The sequence below is a fragment of the Verrucosispora sp. WMMC514 genome (assembly GCF_027497295.1).
In the GTDB taxonomy this organism is placed as follows: Bacteria; Actinomycetota; Actinomycetes; order Mycobacteriales; family Micromonosporaceae; genus Micromonospora; species Micromonospora palythoicola.
This window is the reverse complement of sequence record NZ_CP114906.1, coordinates 4,656,178-4,678,469: the sequence shown is the minus strand read 5'-3', so window position 1 is coordinate 4,678,469 and position 22,292 is coordinate 4,656,178. Positions and strand designations below refer to the sequence as shown.

Annotated in this window: 21 protein-coding genes; 10 read left to right on the top strand and 11 right to left on the bottom strand. The window is 71.7% G+C overall.

Features of this window, described 5'->3' with window-relative positions; translation table 11 throughout:
- Positions 1-2: 2 nt before the first annotated feature.
- Complete coding sequence (locus O7597_RS21755; protein WP_269738906.1) at positions 3-731, bottom strand: protein phosphatase 2C domain-containing protein; 729 nt, start codon at positions 729-731, stop codon at positions 3-5.
- Positions 732-951: 220 nt separating this feature from the next.
- Here O7597_RS21755 and O7597_RS21750 point away from each other — a divergent pair, with 220 nt between their 5' ends.
- Both O7597_RS21750 and O7597_RS21745 read left to right on the top strand, forming a co-directional pair.
- Entirely contained in the window at positions 952-3,561 is a 2,610-nt protein-coding gene (locus tag O7597_RS21750) for a glycoside hydrolase family 9 protein (protein ID WP_269738907.1), read from the top strand.
- A 162-nt stretch (positions 3,562-3,723) separates the two neighbouring features.
- On the top strand, positions 3,724-4,254 hold the full coding sequence (locus O7597_RS21745) for a GNAT family N-acetyltransferase (RefSeq protein ID WP_281580553.1): 531 nt from the start codon (positions 3,724-3,726) through the stop codon (positions 4,252-4,254).
- A 51-nt stretch (positions 4,255-4,305) separates the two neighbouring features.
- On the opposite strand, the gene O7597_RS21740 is transcribed toward O7597_RS21745, so the two are convergent.
- The 5 genes from O7597_RS21740 to O7597_RS21720 form a co-directional block, all read right to left on the bottom strand.
- Entirely contained in the window at positions 4,306-5,634 is a 1,329-nt protein-coding gene (locus O7597_RS21740) for an IS4 family transposase (protein WP_269738909.1), read from the bottom strand.
- Positions 5,635-5,791: 157 nt separating this feature from the next.
- On the bottom strand, positions 5,792-6,751 hold the full coding sequence (locus O7597_RS21735; RefSeq protein WP_281580552.1) for a TIGR03885 family FMN-dependent LLM class oxidoreductase: 960 nt from the start codon (positions 6,749-6,751) through the stop codon (positions 5,792-5,794).
- Between the two features lie 42 nt (positions 6,752-6,793).
- Entirely contained in the window at positions 6,794-8,206 is a 1,413-nt protein-coding gene (locus O7597_RS21730; RefSeq protein WP_281580551.1) for an NADP-dependent succinic semialdehyde dehydrogenase, read from the bottom strand.
- A 14-nt stretch (positions 8,207-8,220) separates the two neighbouring features.
- Positions 8,221-8,484: a DUF6343 family protein gene (locus tag O7597_RS21725; protein ID WP_269738912.1), complete on the bottom strand. Its 264-nt coding sequence runs from the start codon at positions 8,482-8,484 to the stop codon at positions 8,221-8,223.
- A gap of 97 nt (positions 8,485-8,581) precedes the next feature.
- Positions 8,582-9,403 (bottom strand): NAD(P)H-binding protein, encoded by an 822-nt coding sequence (locus O7597_RS21720; protein ID WP_281580550.1) that lies wholly within the window; start codon positions 9,401-9,403, stop codon positions 8,582-8,584.
- 140 nt (positions 9,404-9,543) lie between these two features.
- Between O7597_RS21720 and O7597_RS21715 the strand changes: the two genes are divergently transcribed.
- Both O7597_RS21715 and O7597_RS21710 read left to right on the top strand, forming a co-directional pair.
- Positions 9,544-10,158: an antibiotic biosynthesis monooxygenase gene (locus O7597_RS21715; protein ID WP_269738914.1), complete on the top strand. Its 615-nt coding sequence runs from the start codon at positions 9,544-9,546 to the stop codon at positions 10,156-10,158.
- Between the two features lie 116 nt (positions 10,159-10,274).
- A complete protein-coding gene (locus O7597_RS21710) occupies positions 10,275-11,123 on the top strand; it encodes a GDSL-type esterase/lipase family protein (RefSeq protein ID WP_281580549.1) in 849 nt (282 codons plus the stop codon).
- On the opposite strand, the gene O7597_RS21705 is transcribed toward O7597_RS21710, so the two are convergent.
- Complete coding sequence (locus tag O7597_RS21705; RefSeq protein WP_269738916.1) at positions 11,111-11,875, bottom strand: EcsC family protein; 765 nt, start codon at positions 11,873-11,875, stop codon at positions 11,111-11,113. The two genes, O7597_RS21710 and O7597_RS21705, sit on opposite strands and share 13 nt — an antisense overlap.
- A 192-nt stretch (positions 11,876-12,067) precedes the next feature.
- On the opposite strand from O7597_RS21705, the gene O7597_RS21700 reads away from it, so the two are divergent.
- The 3 genes from O7597_RS21700 (at position 12,068) to O7597_RS21690 (ending at position 14,384) form a co-directional block, all read left to right on the top strand.
- Entirely contained in the window at positions 12,068-12,985 is a 918-nt protein-coding gene (locus O7597_RS21700) for a PAC2 family protein (RefSeq protein ID WP_164445294.1), read from the top strand.
- A 124-nt stretch (positions 12,986-13,109) separates the two neighbouring features.
- Positions 13,110-13,907, top strand: a complete 798-nt coding sequence (locus tag O7597_RS21695) for an exodeoxyribonuclease III (RefSeq protein ID WP_269738917.1) — start codon at positions 13,110-13,112, stop codon at positions 13,905-13,907.
- A 165-nt stretch (positions 13,908-14,072) separates the two neighbouring features.
- The gene (locus tag O7597_RS21690) at positions 14,073-14,384 is read left to right on the top strand and encodes an antibiotic biosynthesis monooxygenase (RefSeq protein ID WP_281580548.1); all 312 of its coding nucleotides are present in this window, start codon (positions 14,073-14,075) and stop codon (positions 14,382-14,384) included.
- Positions 14,385-14,396: 12 nt separating this feature from the next.
- Here the strand turns inward: O7597_RS21690 and O7597_RS21685 are convergent, their stop codons facing one another.
- Positions 14,397-14,630 (bottom strand): hypothetical protein, encoded by a 234-nt coding sequence (locus O7597_RS21685; RefSeq protein ID WP_269738919.1) that lies wholly within the window; start codon positions 14,628-14,630, stop codon positions 14,397-14,399.
- 197 nt (positions 14,631-14,827) lie between these two features.
- On the opposite strand from O7597_RS21685, the gene O7597_RS21680 reads away from it, so the two are divergent.
- Positions 14,828-15,070: a GntR family transcriptional regulator gene (locus O7597_RS21680; RefSeq protein WP_269738920.1), complete on the top strand. Its 243-nt coding sequence runs from the start codon at positions 14,828-14,830 to the stop codon at positions 15,068-15,070.
- Positions 15,071-15,092: 22 nt separating this feature from the next.
- On the opposite strand, the gene O7597_RS21675 is transcribed toward O7597_RS21680, so the two are convergent.
- A complete protein-coding gene (locus O7597_RS21675) occupies positions 15,093-15,812 on the bottom strand; it encodes a class F sortase (protein ID WP_281580547.1) in 720 nt (239 codons plus the stop codon).
- A 403-nt stretch (positions 15,813-16,215) separates the two neighbouring features.
- Positions 16,216-16,950: a hypothetical protein gene (locus tag O7597_RS21670; RefSeq protein ID WP_281580546.1), complete on the bottom strand. Its 735-nt coding sequence runs from the start codon at positions 16,948-16,950 to the stop codon at positions 16,216-16,218.
- 220 nt (positions 16,951-17,170) lie between these two features.
- On the opposite strand from O7597_RS21670, the gene trmB reads away from it, so the two are divergent.
- A complete protein-coding gene (gene trmB, locus O7597_RS21665) occupies positions 17,171-17,794 on the top strand; it encodes a tRNA (guanosine(46)-N7)-methyltransferase TrmB (protein ID WP_281583294.1) in 624 nt (207 codons plus the stop codon).
- 76 nt (positions 17,795-17,870) lie between these two features.
- Positions 17,871-20,375 carry a DEAD/DEAH box helicase gene (locus O7597_RS21660; protein WP_281580545.1) on the top strand — a complete coding sequence of 835 codons (2,505 nt, stop codon included), beginning with the start codon at positions 17,871-17,873 and terminating at the stop codon, positions 20,373-20,375.
- 159 nt (positions 20,376-20,534) lie between these two features.
- Here O7597_RS21660 and O7597_RS21655 read toward each other — a convergent pair whose 3' ends face one another.
- Complete coding sequence (locus O7597_RS21655) at positions 20,535-22,166, bottom strand: LPXTG cell wall anchor domain-containing protein (protein WP_269738924.1); 1,632 nt, start codon at positions 22,164-22,166, stop codon at positions 20,535-20,537.
- Between the last annotated feature and the right edge of the window lie 126 nt (positions 22,167-22,292).

Here is a 22,292-nt window from a genome sequence, read left to right as displayed (position 1 = left end):
GCTCACGGCTCGTCGACCACGTCGGCGATGACGACGGTGATGTTGTCCGGGCCACCAGCCTGCAACGCCAGGTCGATGAGGCCGCGTGCGCAGGCCTCCCGCTCCCGCTGGCCGGCCAGCACCTCGGCCAGGGTGTCGGCCCGTACCACGTTCGACAGCCCGTCGCTGCACAGCAGCCAGCGGTCGCCGGCCCGAGGCACCATCGTCGCGTACGTCGGGGAGACCTCGTCGCCCTGCAACGCCTGGGTCACCACGGCGCGCCGGGGGTGGCTGCCGGCCTGGTCCGGGGTGATCAGGCCCTGGTCGACGAGCATCTGCACGAAGGTGTCGTCCCGGGTGATCTGCTTGAGCACACCGTCGCGGAACAGGTACGCCCGGGAGTCGCCCACGTGGGCCAGCGCCAGGCAGCTGCCCGTACGCGCGAACAGCAGCGCGGTCAGCGTGGTGCCCATGCCCTGCCGCTGGGGATCCTCGGCGACCGCCTGACGGATCCGCTCGGTGGCCAGCTTGATGCCGTTCTGCAAGGCGGCGACCAGCACGTCCTCCGGCGTCTCCAGGTCCAGCGGCGCGATCGCCCCGACGGCGATGGCGCTGGCCAGGTCCCCGGCGGCCATACCGCCCATGCCGTCGGCGACGGCGACCAGCCAGGTGCCGGAGTGCAGCGCGTCCTGGTTTCCGCTGCGGATCAGCCCACGGTCGCTCGCCCCGGCGGAACGCAGCTTCAGGGTCATGGCACGCAGCCTGCCAGGAGTAGGGCTCGGTTGTCTCTAGGAGATCAGGACCGCCCGGCGTGGCGCGGTGAATCTCACTGACGGTGAACGTGAATTCTCATCGGATGCGATCGATTGACATGTCCTGCCCACCCTGGAAACATGCCCGATACCTGGGAGCGCTCCCAGGTCACACCCCCACCTCGCCTGTTCCGTCCCGCTCGCCGGAAGGACTTCCCCCGTGACGCCATCCCGACGTCGTCTCGCGGTACTCGCCGCGGCGACCGCCGTGGTGCTGGTCGGCGTTAGTGCCGGCACCGCTTTCGCCGATCCACCCGCTGACGCACCCGAACAGATCCGCAACGGCGACTTCAGCGACGGCTCGTCGCCCTGGTTCTCCTACGGCACCAACACGCTCGGGGTGGTCGACGGCCAGCTCTGCGCCACCGTGGCCGCTGGCCTGGCCAACCCCTGGGATGCCGGCATCGGCCACGACGCGCTGCCGTTGGTCGCCGGTGCCGAGTACACCCTCGGCTTCGACGTCACCTCCACCCCCGGTGGCCCGGTGGCCGCCGTGCTGCAACTCGGCAGCGAGCCCTACACCGGCTACTACTCGGTCACCGCCGCCGCGACCCCGACCCAGCAGCGCGTCGAGCGCACCTTCGTCGCCCCCACCGACGACAGCCGCGCCCAGCTGATCTTCCAGATCGGCGGCAGCGCCGAGGCGCGGACCGTCTGCCTGGACAACATCTCGCTGCGCGGCGGCAACCCGCCCGAGCCGTACGTGCCGGACACCGGCCCCCGGGTCCGGGTGAACCAGGTCGGTTACCTGCCCGGCGGGCCGAAGAACGCCACGGTGGTGACCGACGCCACCGAGGCGCTGCCCTGGGAGCTGCACTCCGCGTCCGGAGCCGTGCTGGCCAGCGGCACCACCACGCCGCGCGGGGTCGACGAGGCGTCGGCGCAGAACGTGCACTCGGTGGACTTCTCGTCGTACCGCACCCCGGGTCAGGGGCTGACGCTGGCCGTGGACGGCGAGGTCAGCCACCCGTTCGACATCTCCGGCACGCTCTACGACCAGTTGCGGTCGGACGCCCTGCAGTTCTTCTACATCCAGCGCAGCGGTATCGAGATCGACGGTGACCTGGTCGGCGAGGAGTACGCCCGACCCGCCGGCCACCTCGGCGTCGCGCCGAACCAGGGCGACACCGACGTGCCCTGCGTCGCCGACTCCTGCGACTACCGGCTCGACGTACGCGGCGGCTGGTACGACGCGGGCGACCACGGCAAGTACGTGGTCAACGGCGGCATTGCCACCTACCAGCTGCTGAGCACCTTCGAGCGGACCAAGAACGCCGCCACCGCCGGATTCGGCGCCGACCTCGGCGACGGGACGCTGCGGCTGCCCGAGCGGGACAACGGGGTGCCGGACATCCTCGACGAGGCCCGCTGGGAGCTGGAGTTCCTGCTGCGGATGCAGGTACCGGCCGGCAAGCCGCTGGCCGGGATGGCCCACCACAAGATCCACGACCGGAACTGGACCGGCCTGCCGATGCAGCCCGAGGACGACCCGGAGCCGCGTGAGCTGCACCCGCCGTCCACCGCCGCCACGCTGAACCTGGCCGCCGTCGCCGCTCAGTGCGCCCGGCTGTTCGCCCCGTACGACAAGGAGTTCGCGCAGCGCTGCGGCAGCGCGGCGAAGACCGCGTACGCGGCGGCCAAGGCCAACCCGGCCCGGTACGCGCCGGCGACCGGTAACGGCGGTGGCCCGTACGACGACACCAACGTCACCGACGAGTTCTACTGGGCGGCCGCCGAGCTGTACCTGACCACCGGCGAGCGCACCTACCTGACCGACCTGACCGCCTCGCCGCACCACACCGGCGACGTCTTCGACGCCCGTGGCTTCGGCTGGCAGAGCGTGGCCGCGCTGGGCCGCCTCGACCTCGCCACCGTGCCGAACGGGCTGCCGGCCGCCGAGCGGACCCGGATCCGCGAGTCGGTCATCGCCGCCGCCGACAACTACCTCGCCGAGATCCGTCGGCAGGCGTACGGGCTGCCCATGCCGGGCGACCCGAACAGCTACTTCTGGGGCGGCAACGGCGCCATCATCAACAACGCGGTCGTGCTGGCCACGGCGTTCGACCTGACCGGAGCGGCGAAGTACCGCGACGGCGCGGTGCAGACGATGGACTACATCCTCGGCCGCAACGCGCTGAACATCTCGTACGTGACCGGGTGGGGCGAGCACGCGGCGGAGAACCAGCACAGCCGGATCTTCGGCTTCCAGCTCGACCCGAGCATGCCGAAGCCGCCGGCCGGTTCGATCGCCGGCGGTCCGAACGCCGCGCTCCAGGACCCGTTCGTGGAGCAGCTGCTCGAGGGCTGCGCACCGATGTTCTGCTACGTCGACGACATCGCGTCGTACTCCACGAACGAGGTGGCGATCAACTGGAACTCGGCGCTGGCCTGGATCTCCTCGTTCCTGGCGGACCAGGGCGATTCAGCCGCCGTACCGGCACCCACCTGCACGGTGTCGTACACCAACTACGGCTCGTGGCAGGGCGGCACCGGCTTCACCGCCCAGGTGAACATCCGCAACACCGGCACCGCCGCGGTGAACGGCTGGACCGCCCGGTTCGCCTTCACCGGCGACGCCAAGGTGCGCGAGGCGTGGATGGCCAAGGTGACGCAGTCCGGAGCCACGGTGACCGCGAAGAGCGAGTCGTACAACTCGCGGATCAACCCGGGTGCCTCGGTGATGTTCGGATTCAACGCCACCACCGGCGGCGGCGCGAACCCGTCGCCCAACCTGGTCACGGTCAACGGCGCGCCCTGCACCGTGTCCTGATCCCCGGGTGGGGTGCCGTCGGCGACCGGCGCCCCACCCGGCCCCCGTCCCGCCCGCAGTGATCAAGAAGTTCTGGTCCGGATTCCTGACGAATCCGGACCAGAACTTCTTGGTCGTCGGGCACGGGTGGCGGGGTCGGCGTCGTACGGCAGGATCGGGGGCGTGAATGACGACCATGGGACGACGGTGCGGGCCGGCGGGCCGGCGGACGCGGCGGAGGTGCTGCGGCTGCTCGACGACGCCACCGCCTGGCTGGTGGCGCGAGGTCGGACCGGGCAGTGGGGCACCGGGCCCGCCTCGACGGATCCCCGCCGCATAGCCCAGGCCGACGCGTGGGCCACCGGCGGCGGACTGTGGCTGGCCGAGTTGGACGGACGTCCGGTCGGTGCGCTGGTGGTGGGGACCGCCACGGAGTACGTGCCGCCCGCGACCGAACCGGAGCTGTACGTCAACCTGCTGGTCACCGACCGGGCGTACGCCGGGCGGGGTATCGGTGGGCGGCTGCTGGCGCACGCCGCCGACCTGGCCCGGCACCGCGGGGTCGGGCTACTGCGGGTGGACTGCTACGCCGGCGACGACGGCGCGCTCGTGCGCTGGTACGAACGCCAAGGCTTCACCCCCACCACCCCCTTCACCGTCCCCCGCCCCCACCACCCACCCTGGCCCGGCCAAATCCTCACCCGCCCCCTCTAGCCCGCCCACCGTGGGGTGGGGTGGGTGGGGGTTAGGGGCAACGCCGCTCAGTTAGGGCGGTGGGTTGGTTGTCAATGCTGCCGCGTCGAGGATGTTGATCTTGAATGTGGCGTGGTAGGTGGTGCGGTCGATGGTGCCTTTGGCGCGGTGTTTGGAGATCGCGCGTTTGACCACGCGGGGGCTGATTCGGGTGCGGCGTGGGGGGAGCAGGTCGGCCAGGACGGCGCGGCCGATGGCTCCGACGAGGTCGATGACGGTGTCGGCGATGACACCGGCGGCGTGGGTGATCTGGTCTCGGGCGGCGTGGACGGCGATGGTGAAGCTGGCCCGGTCGGGGTTGGTCGTGGGCCGGCTGGCGGTGGCGTCAGCCATCGCCAGCCGGACCGCTTGGTAGGTGGTGAGCAGGGCGTGGACCTCTTGACTGATCCCGTTCGGGGTTCGGGCTCGCAGGACCCGTCCGCCCAGCAGGGTGGACTTCAACTCCAGGTATGCCGTTTCGATCTCCCAGCGGTGGTGGTAGAGGGTGACCAGGTCCATGGCCGGGAAACGGCGCTGGTCGGTGAGGGTGGTGATCAGCCGGTACCGGCCGATGTGGCGTTTGCCGTTCATGCTCACGACGATCTCGGCGTCGACGACCCGGACGCTCATCGTGCCGATGACCGACAGCCAGGAACCGTCGTGATGGCGGCGGATGACGGGTAGCCGCCGGTCGTCCTTGTCACGGATGAGTAGGTCAGCGCCGGTGCCGGCGAACTGCTCGATCATCGTGCGGGCAGCGAAGCCCCGATCGGCCAGCAGCAGCATGCCCGGGTGCAGACAGCCCAGCAGACGAGCGGCGCAGCTCAACTCGCCGGTGCTGATGGGAGTGAACACCGCATCGATGAGGGTCCGCGTGCCGCACACGACGACCGCGACCAGCCGCAGCATCGGATAGCCCGAGCCGCCGTGAGTTCCGGCCTGACGAGGATAGACCGCGAGGTTCGCCGTGCTGTCGGGCACGAACATGCTGGTGCCGTCGATTGCACACACCAGCAGACCTCGCCATCGCCCAGCCCCGGCAGGCGGACCTGCCACCAGCCGGAACAACGCTGCCAAAGGTTTGTCCCCAACCCGACGGCGAGCCTGAGACAGGGCTGAGGAAGTCGGCATCGCCACCGGCAACCCGTCCAGACCAGCAACCAGCCGAGCCCACACCTGCCGATAACCCAACTCGGTGAACAACCCCGCCGCGAGCAGCAGATACACCACCACCCGCGACGGCAGATCCCGCACCCGCGCCTGCACCGCCCGCGTCTGCGCCAGGACGGCATCGACCATCTCGAAGGGCACCTGCTGCGTCAACTCACCCAGATGACCTGGCGCGAACCGGCCGGCTGCCACCGTGGCGGTCCGAGCAATGGCACACTGTTCCAACGGCGGGGCTCCCGGTCCAGAGGCTGTCTTGGAGTGACAAACCTCTATACCGAGACCCCGCCGCCCTCGTCTATCGACACGCTCTTGACAGACGCCCCGTCTCCCTAACTGAGCGGCATTGGGGTTAGGGGCGGAGTTTGGGGAGGACCTGGTCGGCGAAGGTGTCCAGGAAGGGGCGTTGGTCCTGGCCCACGTGGTGCAGGGCGATCTGGTCGAAGCCCAGGTCGACGTACTCCTCCAGCCAGCCGACGTGCCGGCCCAGGTCGGCGGAGATGTTGACCACCTCGGCGAGCCGGGCCATCGGCACCTCGGCGGAGACCACGTCGAAGTGCTCGGGGGTGGCCAGGTCCCAGCAGACCGGCGGCGCGAAGACGTTGCTGCGCCACTGGTCGTACGCGATCGCCTCGGCCTCGGCCTGCGCCGGCGCCCAGCTCAGGTGCACCTGGAGATGCACCGGCCCGCGACCGCCGGCGTCCCGGTAAGCGTCGATCATGCGGCGCAGATGGTCGGTCGGCGCGTTGACCGTGATCAGGCCGTCCGCCCACTCGGCGCACCAGCGGGCGGTGGCGACGCTCACCGCGGCGCCGACAAGTGCCGGCGGCTGCTCCGGACGGCTCCAGAGCTTCGCCCGGTCGACCCGGACCAGACCGTCGTGACTGACCTCCTCGCCGGCCAGCAGGGCGCGGATGACGTCCACGCACTCGCGCAGCCGCGCGTTGCGTACGTCCTTGCGTGGCCACGCGTCGCCGGTGATGTGCTCGTTGGCGGCCTCACCGGAACCCAGCGCCGCCCAGAACCGCCCCGGGTACATGGCGCCGAGCGTGCCGATCGCCTGCGCGATGATCGCCGGGTGGTAGCGCTGCCCGGGCGCGTTCACCACCCCGAACGACAGACCGGTGGCCTGCAACGCCGACCCGAGCCAGGACCAGGCGAAGCCGGAGTGGCCCTGGCGCTCGCTCCAGGGCGCGAAGTGGTCGGAACACATCGCGGCGTCGAAGCCGACCTGCTCGGCGTGGACCACCGCCTCCAGCAGCTCGCGCGGGTGGATCTGCTCGTGGGAAGCGTGAAACGCGATCGCCGTCATGCCGCGCTTCACTACCCACCCGGGGGCAGGTGTAAGCAGCGGCTACTCGGCGTGGGCGCCGGCGCCGGCGGTGGCGGCGCCCTCCCCCACCCAGACCGTCTTGACGTTGCAGAACTCGTGCATGCCCTGGGCGGAGAGTTCCCGGCCGTAGCCGGAGTTCTTCACCCCGCCGAAGGGCAGCTCGGGGTAGGACGTCGTCATCCCGTTGATGAACACCGCACCGGCCTCCAGGTCGGTGGCGAACCGCTGCTGCTCCTGCGGGTCGCGGGTCCAGGCGTTCGAGCCGAGCCCGAAGCTGGTGCCGTTGGCCAACTCGATCGCCTCGTCGTACGACGCGGCCCGGTACAACCCGGCCACCGGACCGAACACCTCCTCCGCCCACATCCGCATCCCCGGGTGCAGATCCGTCACCACCGTCGGCGGGTAGAACCAACCCTCGCCGCTCGGTTTCTCCCCGCCGCAGAGCACGGTGGCTCCCTTGTCGACGGCGTCCCTGACCTGAGCGTCGATCTCGTCGCGGCCCCGCTCGGAGGCCAGCGGACCGACGTCGGTGCCGTCGTCCATCGGGTCACCCACCCGCAGCGCCGACATGCGGTGTGCGAACGCCTCGGCGAAGGCGTCGTAGACGTCGGTGTGCACGATGAAGCGCTTGGCCGCGATGCAGGACTGGCCGTTGTTCTGGCAGCGGGCGGTGGTGGCGACCTGGGCGGCCAGTTCCACGTCGGCCGACGGCATCACCACGAACGGATCGCTGCCCCCCAGCTCCAGCACCGTCTTCTTCAGCTCCCGGCCGGCGATCTGCGCGATCGACCGACCGGCGACCTCGCTGCCGGTGAGCGTGGCGGCACGGACCCGGGGATCGCTCAGGATCCGGTCCACCGCCTCGGAGCCGACCAGCAGCGTGGTGAACGCGCCCTCGGGGAAGCCGGCCCGCCGGAACAGGTCCTCCAGCAGCAGCGCGGTCTGCGGCACGTTGGAGGCGTGTTTGAGCAGGCCGGTGTTGCCCGCCATCAGGGCCGGCGCGGCGAAGCGCATGACCTGCCAGAGCGGGAAGTTCCACGGCATCACCGCCAGCACCGGCCCGATCGGCTGGTAACGGACGAATGCCCGGGTCGCCGAGACCGCCTCGGCGTCGGCCGGCTCGTCGGCGAGGAACTCGGCGGCGTGGTCGGCGTAGAAGCGGCAGGCGCTGGCGCACTTGGTGACCTCGGCCTTGGCCGCGGCGAGCGTCTTGCCCATCTCGGTGGTCATCAGTCGGGCGATGTCGTCCCGTTCCGCCTCCAGCATCCCGGCCGCCGTGGTCAGCCACCGCCCGCGCTGCTCGATCGTGGTGCCGCGCAGCTGCCGGTACGCCAGGTCGGTCCGTTCGATCGCGCCGTCGATCTGCTCGTCGGACATCGGCTCGTACGTCTTGAGCACCTGACCGTTGACCGGATTGGTGGTGGCGATGGTCATCAGGACCTCTCCTGTCACTCGAACAGCGAGTGCCGCGCGCCGGGCTCCTCCCGGCGGCGGGCGGCGCGACGACGTTGGATGACGACCAGGTCGACGACGGCAACCACCGCGAGGACGGCGCAGACGACACCCAACCAGGCCACGTCGGCACGGAACGCCAACACCGCGAAAACGGTCATGGTGACGAGCCCGAAGCTGGCCAGCGCCAGCCGCAGGTTCAGCGCGCTGTACGCGTGACCGACCGTGCCTCGGGCACGCCGGGGCTGTGATCTCGTCATCACCTCCACCTACCCCGCGTCGTGGGAGCTAACCGTCGCCGGCGCCCTTTCCCACCGCCGGGACGACGGGTCCGGGCCGGGCTGATCGCCGCGGCGATCAGGAACTCCAGGCGCCGCGGGCGGCGGCATCGGCGGCGTACCCGACGAAGCTCCTCGGGTCGTGGCCGGTGACCTGCCGGACCGTCCCGGTCGGCTGGCCGTCGCCCAGGTCACGGAGCGCCCCGAACGCGGCGATCTCGCCCGCCACCTGCTCGGCCGGCAGCCCCAGCGCGAGCATCACCGCCCGGTAGTCGTCGCCCGTACCGAGGTGCCGCACCGGGCGACCGACCGTTTCGGTGAGGATCGCCGCGGCCTCGCCGAAGGAGAGCGCGTCCGGGCCGGTGATCTCGTACGTGCGGCCGGCGTGACCGGTACCGGTGAGGGCGGCGACCGCGACGTCGGCGATGTCGTCGGCGTCGACGAAACACTGGCGGGCGTCACCCACCGGTACGGCGATCTCCCCGGCGAGCACCGCGTCCCGGAAGAAGCCCTCGTCGAAGTTCTGGTCGAACCAGTCGGGGCGCAGGATGGTCCACTGCGTCCCGCAGGTGCGTACCGTCTCCTCCGCGGCCATCAGCCGCTCGTCACCCATCGCCTCGATCGCCCGGCTGGAGAGCAGCACCAGGCGGCCCACCCCCTGCTCCACCGCCAGCCGGACGAAGTCCGACCGGATCGGTTGGTCGTGTGGAGCCATCAGGTACATCGCGGTGACTCCGGTCACGGCGGCCCGCCAGGAACTCGGATCGGTCCAGTCGAACCGCGGCTCACCGGAGCGGGAGGCGGACCGGACCGGGTGACCGGCGTCCCGCAACCGGCGCACGACGCGCCGCCCGGTCGTGCCGGTGGCGCCGAGCACAAGAGTCATGTCCTGGTTCGTCATGGGACCAGTCGAGCAGCCGCCTGTGACAACGGCGGCGACTGCGGCCACCCGCCGTCCTGGGTCGCGTCACCGCCGTGCGTTGCGTTACACCGGGCCGGCGTGACCCGACCTTTCCGGGCATCGGCGGGGACCATGGACCCATGACCGTGAGCCATGCCGAGCCGGTGACCGTCGCCGTCGCCCGCCGCGCCGACCCCGCCCGGACCGAGGAGATGGTGGCGTGGATGCGGGCCGGCACGGCGCTGGCCGAGGCGTTCCCGGGATTCCTGGGCGCGGGTTGGGTGCGCAGCGCCCCCGGGTCCGGCGACTGGCACATGCTCTACCGGTTCGCCGACCCGGACACGCTGCGCCGCTGGGAGGAATCGCCGCAGCGCCACTGGTGGCTGACGTCGGCACAGGGCATCGTCGAGCACACCCACGTCGAGCGGCGGACCGGCATCGAGGGCTGGTTCGATCCGCCGCGCACGGCGGCCGTCGAGCCGCTGGACGCGGAACCGACCGTGGCGCAGTCGCCGCCGCGCTGGAAGCAGGCGGTGACGATCTGGTTGGCGTTCTTCCCGCTCAGCCTCACGGCCACGCTGCTGACCGGCCAGTTCCTGCCGGGGCTGCCGACCGCGGCGCGGGTGCTGGTGATGACGCTGACCCTGACCCCGCTGATGACCTACCTGGTCCTACCCCGGATCACCCGGGCGTTGCACTGGTGGCTGCACGGCCGGGAAGCACCCTGGCGCGGGCGGCGGACGCCCCGCGCATAGCACGGCCATCGGGGACAGGACAGGGCACTGCCGCATCCCCGACAGCGCGTGACCAACCGACCTCACCCGCGTAGAGTCACCGTGCCGTCGCTCTGCGCTGTGAGGCTAGGGAAGTCATGCCTGGACGCTGGACCACCGCCGCCGTCTGCCTGCTCGCACTCGTCGCGTTGGCCTGCGAGGCGGGTGGGGACGCGGCGCCGCGCCCCTCCGGCACCGCCCAGCCCGGTTCCCCCCGCGTCGTCGCCGCCCTCGGTGACTCGATCACCACCGGCTTCGGGTCCTGCCTGGTCCTCACCTCGTGTCAGCGCAACTCCTGGTCGACGGGGGACGGACTGCGGGTGGACAGCCACTACCGGCGGCTGCTCGACCGGAACCCGGGGCTGCGCGGGAAGGCGCACAACCATGCCCGGGCGGGTGCCCGGGCGTCCGCGCTGGCCGGCCAGGCGGAGGCGGCGGTACGCGACCGCGCCGACTACGTCACGGTGCTGGTCGGGGCCAACGACGCCTGCCGCGCCACGATCGACGCGATGACCCCGGTGGCCGACTTCCGGGCCGAGATCAACCGAGGGTTGCGGGTGCTGCGCGAGGGACGACCGAAGGCCCGGGTCCTGGTCGTCAGCATTCCGAACCTGTACCGGCTCTGGGAGGTCGGTCACGACGAGCCCCGGGCGGTACGCGCCTGGCGGCGGGGCGTGTGCCCGGCGCTGCTGGCCGACGCGACCTCGACCGCGCCGGCAGACCGGAGCCGCCGCGCGGCGTTCCGCGAGCGGATCGCCGCGTACAACGCGCAGTTGAAGGCGGCGTGCCGGGCCTACGGCTCGCGGTGCCGCTACGACGGCGGCGCCGCGCACCGGGTCCGCTTCGACCTGGAACTGGTCAACCGGCTCGACTACTTCCACCCCAACACGGCCGGTCAGTCCCGTCTCGCCGACGTGACCTGGCGCTCCTCCGGCTACGCCGACTGATCGCCGGCCTGATCGGGACGACGGGGCAACGGAATCCGGGGTCCGCCGTGCTGCCGGTAGAGCACCCGGGAACGTTCGGCCAGTTTCTTGGTGGCCGAGGAGTTCGCCCAGGTGCCGAGAATGATCGCCGCTCCGGGGATCACCTTGGCGAAGAGCCGCTTCGCCGCGCGTACCCCGGCCATCTGGGCGAGCCGGACGCCGAGGTGCAGCATCACCCGGCCGAGCGGCGCCTGTCCGCCACCGCCGAACAGCGCGCCCGCGCGCTCGCGTCCGGCCGCCACTCCCAGCGCCACCCGGGCGCTCGCGGCGACCTTGTGCACCTTCTGCAACACCAACAGGTCGGTGGCGCGGTCGGGATGCGTCGGGTCCGCACCGTACGCGGCGGCGACGTGCAGGACCATCCGGGACTGGGTCCAGGCCAGCACGCCGACGTCGATCACCGCGCCGGGCAGTCCGGCCGCACCGGAGACGGCACCGGAGAGCCGGGCCTGGTTGACGAACCGGCGTACCGCCTGATCCGCCAGGGCCTCGGCGCTGATCCCGGGCTGCGCGGCCCGGACCCGCCGCACCCACTGCGCCGCCTCCGGGCCGAGCCGGCGTACCGCTTCGAGCGCGAGGTGCTCGGGAGCGTACTGCGGATCCTGGCGCATCCGGTCCCACAGCGTGGCCGGTGGCGCCTCGACGACCCGGCCGCCCGGTGGGGGCGGGGCGGGGGTGACGGGTTGGCCATCGGCGGGCACGGGGTCGCTCATCACCTCTCCTTTCGGTGGCGCCCATCCATGTGTACCCCGCTGGGGCAACGGCGTACCGTCGGCCGATCACCCGGCGACGCCGGGCCGGGCGGACCGGCGCGGCAGGAATGCACGAGGATGGCAGTTACGTTCTCGCGATCGGGGTGCCGGGGATCCGGTGGCCCGTTACGCACTTGCAGGGAGGCCGCACCGGTGCTCGACCCACACGAGCTCTACGAACTCACCGACGATCTGCCCGACCTCGGTCAGCCGGTCCTGATCCAGGCGCTCACCGGTTTCGTCGATGCCGGTAACGCCAGCCGGCTCGCCCGCGAGCAACTGCTCACATCGCTGGAGTCCCGCCCGATCGCCCGGTTCGACCTGGACCAGCTCTTCGACTACCGCTCCCGCCGACCGGTGATGACCTTCGTCGAGGACCACTGGGAGAGCTACGACGACCCGCAGTTGGAGCTGCACCTGCTCCACGACGACGACGAGACGCCCTTTCTGCTGCTCACCGGGCCGGAGCCCGATCTTCAGTGGGAACGGTTCACCGCCGCCGTCGCCGGGCTCGCCGCCCGGCTGGACGTCCGGCTCACCGTCGGGCTCAACGCGATCCCGATGGCGGTGCCGCACACCCGGCCGACCGGCGTGACCGCCCACGCCACCCGGCGTGACCTGATCGCCGGCTACGAACCGTGGCTGCAACGGGTGCAGGTGCCCGGCAGTGTCGGCCATCTGCTGGAGTTCCGCCTCGGCGAGGCGGGCCGCGACGCGCTGGGCTTCGCCGCGCACGTACCGCACTACGTGGCACAGGCCGAGTACCCGGCCGCCGCCGAGGTGCTGCTGGCGTCGGTGTCCCGCAGCACCGGGCTGCTGCTGCCCCGGGACGGGCTGCGCTCGGCCGCCGAGGTGGTGCGGGTGGAGATCGACCGGCAGGTCGCGCAGAGCGACGAGGCCACCACCCTGGTCCAGGCCCTCGAGGAGCAGTACGACGCGTACGCCCGGGGCCGGGGCGAGAAGAACCTGCTCGCCACGGAGAACGGTCCGCTGCCCACGGCCGAGGAACTCGGCGCCGAGTTGGAGCGGTTCCTCGCCGAACAGACCCGCCCCAACAACGACACCCCCTGACGGGCACCATCGCGACGGCTCGCGGGCCGGAAGGGGCGCCGCTGACCCGGCACCGGCGCGCCGACCGCTGGTGCGGCAGCGCGCCGGCCGCGCGGGTCGGGGCCGGATGGGGCAGGCTGGCACCATGCGCCTGGCGACGTGGAACGTGAACTCGGTGAAGGCCCGGCTGCCCCGGCTGCTCGACTGGCTGGCCGGCACCGGTCCGGACGTGGTCTGCCTCCAGGAGACCAAGTGCCCGGACGGCGCCTTCCCGGCGACCGAGGTGGGCGAGCTGGGGTACACGGTGGCCAGCCACAGCGACGGCCGGTGGAACGGGGTCGCCATCCTGTCCCGGGTCGGCCTGGCCGACGTCACCGTCGGGTTTCCCGGCGAGCCCGGCTTCCCCGAGCCGGAGGCCCGCGCGATCTCGGCCACCTGCGGCGGGCTGCGGGTCTGGTCGGTGTACGTACCGAACGGCCGCGCGCCCGACGACCCGCACTACGTGTACAAGCTGGCCTGGTTGGCGGCGCTGCGGGACGCGCTGGACACCGAACTGACCAACGCGGCACCGCTGGCCGTCTGCGGTGACTTCAACGTGGCACCCACCGACGACGACGTGTGGGATCCGGCGCTGTTCGCCAGCTCCACCCACGTCACGCCGCCCGAGCGGGCCGCCCTGGCGGCGCTGCGCGACCTCGGCCTCACCGACGTGGTGCCCACCCCGATGAAGGGCCCGCACCCGTTCACCTACTGGGACTACCGGGCCGGCATGTTCCACCAGAACAAGGGCATGCGCATCGACCTGGTGTACGCCTCGGCCCCGCTGGCCCGGGCCGTCCGGTCGGCGTACGTGGACCGGGAGGCCCGCAAGGGCAAGGGCCCCTCCGACCACGCCCCCATCGTCGTCGACGCCGACCTCACCCCCACCGTCGAGTCCTTCTGACCCCCACCCACCCCGCGCCGTGATGCGCCGCGCTGTTCCGTTGGGCAACTTCCCGGATACTGCTGGGTCAGCGCCATCCGAGGCGGCAGTATCCGGGAAGTTGTCGGGATCATGAACACGGGCCGGGACGGCGGGCCGGGACGGATGCGTGGTTAGGGTGGGGCCATGGCAGTTGTGAAGATCAACGCGATCGACGTACCGTCCGGTGGTGGCGAGGAGCTGGAGAAGCGGTTCGCCGCCCGGGCTCGGGCGGTGGAGAACTCCCCCGGTTTCCTCGGCTTCGAGCTGCTGCGTCCGGTGGCCGGCGAGAACCGCTACTTCGTCTACACCCGCTGGGAGACCGAGCAGGCGTACCAGGACTGGGCCGCCGGCCCCGCCCGAGCCGCCCACGCCACCCCGCCCGGAGCGGAGCAGCGGCCACCGGTCGCCTCGGGTGCCACTCTCCTGGAATTCGAAGTCGTCCAGCAGGTCCCCTGACCGACCGCCCGTTCACCGCTTCTGGAACATCACCGCCACGATCTCGACGGTGACGCCGATCGCCCAGTCGAGCTGAGGGCATTCGGCGCGGCCACGGCACTCCAGGCACCCACCTACCTGGAACGGCTCGGCGACGGCACGGGTCCAGTGTGTCTCCAGAATCCGATTGGCCTCGAACAGCCGACGCATCGGCGAATCCTCTTCAGGATCATCGAGCGGCACGACGACGACCTCCGCTGTGGTCACGACGGTGCCCGCCCAAGGGGGCAGAGTCCCTGCGTCGTGCTCCCCTTGGACGGCTTCATGGCCAGGTCCAGCGCTTGCCGAACGAAGAACCCGACCATGGGAGTAGCTTAGAGACCTTTGGTACCTAAGGCAATGTTGGTCTTGAAGGTGGATGTCGCTCATGATCCGATGGGAGGTGCCGAACGAAGGACCTTCCCATGCCGATACCGACCGGTGGCTATCGCGAGGTAGCCGAGGATCTGGCAGCCCGCATCAGGAGCGGCGAGTATCCGCGAGGTGAGCGGCTGCCGACCTACAAGGAACTGGCCGACCTCTACACCGTGAGCGTCACGACGGTTCAGCGGGCAATCATCATCCTTCAAGATCGCGGCCTGGTTGTCGGCTTACAGGGCCGTGGCCTGTGGGTCGCCGAGGAACTACCGAGCCGACCGCAGGAATGATGATCTACCCGCTCAGTTGATTTCAGGAGGGGCGGGTGGTGGTGAGGGTGGCGAAGGCGATCACGTTGTCGGCGTAGCCGGTGCCGCCGCCGAGCCACTCGCCGCCGCAGGTGATCAGCCGCAGGCCGGGCGGGCCCTCGTGGCCGTAGACCCGGTCGGCCGGCAGTCGGTCCTTCGGGAAGTGTTCCACCGAGTTCACCGTGAACACGGCCACCGAGTCGTCCTCCCGGGCCACCTCGACGGTGTCCCCCACCTTCAGCTTGCCCAGGTGGTAGAAGACCGACGGGCCGCTCTTGGTGTCCACGTGCCCGACGATGACCGCCGGGCCTGGTTCGCCCGGCACGGGTCCCCGGTCGTACCACCCGGTTTCCTCGTGCCGGCTCAGCGGCGGCACGGCGATCGAGCCGTCCGGTGCGTCACCGACCGGTTTCACCGGCGCCGAGACGTCGATCGACGGGATGGACAGGCTCACCGGCCGCGCGGCGGTACGCCCGGCAGACACCGTCGACGCTCCGCCGGAGCCCCCTCCGCCGCCGGTGGCCGTCCAGTCGAGCGGCCCCCCGACGGTGTGCCCGAGCCCGGCGCCGGTGGCGAACACGCCGGCCAGCACGAGCACCACCGCGAGCGGCAGGGACCACGGGCTGCGCCCGGGACGCGCCGGGCGGCCGGTTCGCCCGGCATTCCTCGGTGCCCGACGCCGGTCGGTGAACGGTGCCGCAGCCCGGGCCCGACGGGAGCCCATGTCCGGCACCGCCGCCCACCCGTGCGGGCGCGGCGCGGCACCGGAACCAGTCGCACGACCGCCGCGATCCGACGCGGAACCAGAGCCCGCCGCACCGTCGCCCGGGCCCGACAACGCACCGGAGCCGGTCGCCCGGCCGCCGCGACCCGACGCGGAACCAGCGCCTGCCGCACCGTCGCCGGGACGCGGTGTGGGACCGGTGCCGGCTGGGCGGTCGCCGGGACGCGGGGGCGAGCTGTCCGGCGGTACGAACAGGTCGGTTCGATAGGTGGGACGGGGCGGGCTACCGGCGGGGCGGGGCGACCGACCGGAACCGGTTCGCGGCCCGGCCCGGCCGGAGACCGGGCCGGGCGCACCGGCCGAGCCGGAGGGGCGGGGTGCGCGGGCGGCGGTCATGACGGGCTCACCGTCGGCTGCCGCGACGGCGGGTCGCGGTGACCCAGAGGACCATGCCGGTGACGGTGAGCGCCAGACCGCCGGGGAGCAGCAGACTGCCGGTGATGTCGCCGGCGCTGCCGCCGAAGCCGGTCGCCGGCCCTCGGCTGGGCTTCATCTGGCGTACGACCTGGATCATGGTGGAGGCGGTCTCGCCGCCCCGGCACTCCAGCTTGACCCGGTAGTTGCCGGGAAGCACCCGCTCCTTGACCATCGCCGTGCCGGTCAGCAGCCCGCGCTGCGGCTGCACGGCGACCCGGCCGAACGCGTCCGAGACGACGATGGCCCCCACCGAGTTGTCGTGGCAACTGGCGCGGAGCCCGACCAGATGGCCCGGTTCCACCATGCTCGGCGAGACCTCCACGAACACGGTCGGGCCGGGCTGCGGCGCGCCCTCGGGCGCACCGGGTTGCCCACCGCCGGGTTGCCCGGCGACGACCGGCACGACAGCGGCCCGCGCGGGTGCCGCCGGGTGCGCCGAGTCGGTGCCGGTCGGCACGGCCGGCGACAACAGTGTCGCCACCGCCGGCCCGGGCCGAGTCGGTGCGGCCACCCCGGCGGGCGCCGACGGAGGCGCCGCCACGGCCGGCACGGGCGTCAGCAGCGGGATGGCCAGCGCGATCGCGAGCAGTGGCGCGAGGGCCACGACGGTGCGCAACGGAGCGGTGGACGGTGCCGGACGAGTGCGGATCGCTGCTGACACGCTGCCCCCTCCCGGTGCGCCGGGGCGGTCGCCGGGCACCGCCGGACACCCGGTCCTGCCTTCTTCCGATGATGGTCTCACCACCGGGCGTACCTCACATCCGGGCCGGCGCGTGTTCGCGTAGGCTCGGGGCGTTGTGACCTCCACCGACCCCACTCCCGCCGTCGCCGTGCCGCATCCGGTACGGGCGATCCGCACCTACCACCCGCGTCGCGGCCGGATGAGCGGCCGGCAGGTGGCGGCGTTGGAACAGCACTGGCCGCGGTACGGGCTGCGCGTCGCCGACGCCGACCCGTTCGACCCCGTCGGCCTGTTCGGCCGCCGGGCCCCGCTGGTGGTCGAGATCGGTTCCGGCATGGGCGACACGACCGCGGAGATGGCCGCCGCCGACCCGGATCGAGATTATCTGGCGGTCGAGGTGCACACTCCCGGAATCGCCAACCTGCTGGACCTGATCCACCTTCGTGACCTGGGCAATGTCCGGATCGTCGACGGCGACGCGATGGAGTTGCTCGATCTGCTGCCGCCCGCCTCGCTGGACGCGGTACACGTCTTCTTTCCGGACCCGTGGCCGAAGTCCCGCCACCACAAGCGGCGGCTGATCCAGCCCGCCCACGTGGCGCGGTTGCGGTCCCGGTTGGCGGTTGGCGGCACGCTGCACTGCGCCACCGACTGGGCGGAGTACGCCGAGTCGATGCGGGCGACCCTGGACGCCGACCCGGGCCTGGTCAACGCCCACGACGGGTACGCACCCCGGCCCGCGTACCGGCCGGTGACCCGGTTCGAGCGACGGGCGCTGCGCGCCGGCCGTCCGATCGCCGACCTGATCTACCGCCGCCGCTGAGCCGATCCCCCGCCCGGGCCGGCCGTCGGAGCCCGGTTGGCGTCCCGACGCGTGATCCAGGCACCATGGAGCGGCCATGACACTCACCGCCGCGCTGCCTAAGACCGCCGACCCCGACACCCTCTACGACGCGTTCGCCAGTTGGGCGTCCGAGCGCGGCCTGGACCTCTACCCTCACCAGGAGGAGGCGGTCATCGAGATCGTCTCCGGGGCGAACGTGATCATGAATACGCCGACCGGCTCGGGCAAGAGCCTGGTCGCCATCGCCGCCCACTTCGCCGCCCTGGCCGACGACCGGACGACCTTCTACACCGCGCCGATCAAGGCGCTGGTGTCGGAGAAGTTCTTCGCGCTGTGTGAGGTGTTCGGCGCGGAGAACGTCGGCATGCTCACCGGCGACGCCAGCGTCAACGCCGACGCCCCGATCATCTGCTGCACCGCGGAGATCCTGGCCAACCTGGCGCTGCGCGAGGGCAGCCGGGCCGACGTCGGGCAGGTGGTCATGGACGAGTTCCACTTCTACGCCGAGCCGGACCGGGGCTGGGCCTGGCAGGTGCCGCTGATCGAGCTGCCGCAGGCCCAGTTCGTGCTGATGTCGGCCACGCTTGGCGACACCACCCGGTTCGTCGACGACCTGACCCGGCGTACCGGCCGGGCGACCGCCGTCGTCCGCTCGGCCGAGCGGCCGGTCCCGCTGCTCTTCTCGTACGCGATGACGCCGCTGCACGAGACCCTCGAAGAGCTGCTGGAGACGAAGCAGGCCCCGGTGTACGTGGTGCACTTCACCCAGGCCGCCGCCCTGGAACGCGCCCAGGCGCTGATGAGCGTCAACGTCTGCACCCGGGCCGAGAAGGACATGATCGCGGCGGCGATCGGCGGGTTCCGGTTCACCTCCGGCTTCGGCAAGACCCTGTCCCGGCTGGTCCGGCACGGCATCGGCGTACACCACGCGGGCATGCTGCCTAAGTACCGCCGGCTGGTGGAGACCCTCGCCCAGGCCGGGCTACTCAAGGTCATCTGTGGTACGGACACCCTCGGCGTCGGGATCAACGTGCCGATCCGCACGGTGCTGTTCACCGGCCTGTCCAAGTACGACGGGGTGCGCACCCGGCTGCTCAAGGCCCGCGAGTTCCACCAGATCGCCGGCCGGGCCGGCCGGGCCGGCTTCGACACCATCGGCCGGGTCGTGGTGCAGGCGCCCGAACACGTCATCGAGAACGAGAAGGCCCTCGCCAAGGCCGGCGACGACCCGAAGAAGCGACGCAAGGTGGTACGCAAGAAGCCCCCGGAGGGCTCCATCGGCTGGGGAAAGCCCACCTTCGACCGTCTGGTGGAGGCCGAACCGGAACCGCTCACCTCCAGCTTCCAGGTCAGCCACTCGATGCTGCTCAACGTCATCGGCCGCCCCGGCGACGCGTTCGTGGCCATGCGGCACCTGCTCACCGACAACCACGAGGACGCCGCAGCCCAGCGCCGGCACATCCGCCGAGCCATCGCCATCTACCGCGCGCTGCGGGCCGGCGGCGTGGTCGAGGAGCTGCCCGAGCCGGACGAGACCGGGCGGCGGGTCCGGCTCACCGTCGACCTGCAACTCGACTTCGCGCTCAACCAGCCGTTGTCCCCGCTCGCGCTGGCCACCATCGAGCTGCTCGACAGCGAGTCGCCGTCGTACGCCCTGGACGTGCTGTCGGTGATCGAGTCAATCCTCGACGACCCGCGTCAGGTGCTCTCCGCGCAGCAGTTCAAGGCCCGCGGCGAGGCGGTCGCCGCGATGAAGGCCGACGGCATCGAGTACGAGGCCCGGCTCGAACTGCTCGACGAGGTGACCTGGCCCAAGCCCCTCGCGGAGCTGCTGGAGAACGCCTACGAGATGTACCGGCGGGGCCACCCCTGGGTGGCCGACCACCAGCTCTCCCCCAAGTCCGTGGTGCGGGACATGTACGAGCGGGCGATGACCTTCACCGAGTACGTGCAGTTCTACGGGCTGTCCCGCTCCGAGGGCCTGGTGCTGCGCTATCTCGCCGACGCGTACAAGACGCTGCGGCAGACGGTGCCCGAGGAGGCCAAGACCGAGGAACTCGTCGACCTGATCGAGTGGCTGGGCGAGCTGGTCCGCCAGGTCGACTCCAGCCTCATCGACGAGTGGGAGCGGCTGCGCAACCCGACCGACCTGCCCGAGGTGGCCGCCGCCCTGGACGACCGGCCGGCGGCGGTCACCCGCAACCCGCGGGCGTTCCGGGTGCTGGTGCGCAACGCCCTGTTCCGGCGGGTCGAGCTGGCCGCGCTGCGGCAGTGGGACGCGCTGGGCGAGCTGGACGCCGACTCCGGTTGGCCCGCCGACGCCTGGGCCGACGCGCTGGAGCCCTACTTCGACTCGTACGACGGGATCGGGACCGGTCCGGACGCCCGTGGCCCGGCGCTGCTCATGATCGAACAGGGTCGGGAGCGCTGGACGGTGCGGCAGATCCTGGACGATCCGGAGGGCGACCACGACTGGGGCATCAGCGGCGAGGTCGACCTGGCCGCCTCCGACGAGGCGGGCGCCGCCGTCGTCCGGATCACCGACGTCGGCCAGCTCTGACCCTCTCGCGTGGCAACCGCCCTGCCGGCCGCGGTGCCGACGGCCGCAGCGGTCGGCTGGGCGAGCGGGCTGGCGGACAGCGGCCCGGGTAGGCCGTCCGTCCGATGCCACGGGGGTGGGACCGGGCCTGGTCCCACCCCCGCAGGGTCAACGCGAGCGTCAGTCGCGCGGGGTCTGGAACGCCACGCGACGGCGCCGGAACAGGACGAACAGCACGCCGCCGAGGGCCAGCACGGCGGCACCCACACCGGCCAGCGCGGCGGCCGGGGCGCCGGTCACCGGCAGGCCCCCGCCGGCTCCACCGTCGCCACCACCGGAACCACCGTCGCCCGTGTCGATGACGATGCGGGCGGTGTTGTTCTCGGGCTTGGACTCGGTGATCGTCCTGCCGCCGTCGACCACGATCGTGCCGTCGGTACCCGGCGTTGACTTGATCTTGATCTGAACGGTGGCCTTGATCCGGCCGTAGCCGGACGCGACGCTCGGAAACTCACTCTCGAAGTTGCAGCGCAGCTTCTCCGACTCGGGCAGCGTCCCGCCCTGACCGCCCTCGGTGTGGCACCACTCGGCGGGCAGCAGCACCGTGCCGCTCGGTGCGGTGATCGACACACCGGGGCCGCCGCCGTCCGACGGGCCGTTGTTGACGACCTCGTAGGTGAGGTCGACCGTCTCGCCGACCTTGCCCTTGACCGCCGGGGCGGTGACGGCCACGTCGAGATGGTTCGCCTTGGTCCAGAGCCGGAAGTCCGCGTAGTTGTCCGACTCGTCGAGCTCGCGTTCCACCACGGCCTGCCGGGCGGCACCGGCACGCGTGGCCTTGTCGTGCAGGGCGCGGACGGCATCGGCGAAGGACGGGCCGCTGCCCTTGCTGCTGGCGACCTTCTTCGCCGCCCGCGCCTCACCGGCCAGCGCGACGCTGAACGAGCCGTAGTGCTCGGCGGGGCCGGGCAGGTTACGACCGAAGGTCAGGTTGAACAGGGACTCCCCGGTCTCGTCGTCGAACAGCAGCAGGCCCTCACCCGGCTCCAGGGTCAGCGGCAGCACGCAGGTGACCGAACTCGGCCCGTACACGTACGGCAGACCGACGTCGTTCGGGTAGTAGTCCGTGTAGGTGCAGTCGCTGTAGCGCTCGACGAACGTGGTGCCGGTGCGCAGGTTGATGTCGATCGTGAAGTCGGTGGCGGGGCTGTCGCCCTCGTTGAGCACACCGGTGTACAGCGGGGCGGTGTCCCCGGCGCCGAGCCGACTCGACGCGTCGTTGACGTCCTGGGCGGCGGCCACCAGATCAGGCCCGGAGGCGAGGATCGTCACCGGGAACGTCGTGGTGTTGTTGTCGGGGTTGGCGTCGTCCTCCGCGCCCGCGATCGTCACGGTGACCGAACCCGCGTCGCCCGGCGTGGCGCCCTGGCGGCTGGTCAGCGTGAGCGGGCGGATGGTGGTGACCTGACCGGCGTTGAGCGCGCCGACGGCGCAGGTGACGTTGTCGCCATCGATTTCGCAGGTGTCCCGTAGCCGGTCCGGCACGGTCGCGGCGACCCTCTCGGCCAGGTCGCCCAGGTCGAAGGTGACGGTCACCCCGGTCGCGTCGCCCGCACCGTGGTTGTAGGCGTACATGCCGATGGTGGTGCCGAGAGTGTCGATCTCGGCGACCGGCTCACGGGTGAACGAGACGAAGAGGTCGGGCTGGGTCTCCGCGGCGTGCGCGGTGGTGGCGGGGGCGAAGAGCGCGGTCGTCGCCAGCACCGCCGCGCCGACGGCGAGGCGGGACCAACGGGCCGTGAGGGATGTCATGTGTACTCCGGAGAAGGGGACGACGGAGCCACGGACTCTAGTTGAAGATCACCTCAGGCGTGGTCCCCCGCCGGGGCACCTCGGTCACGGGCCGGACCCGCTTCGCGGCGGAAAATCCGGTCGCCG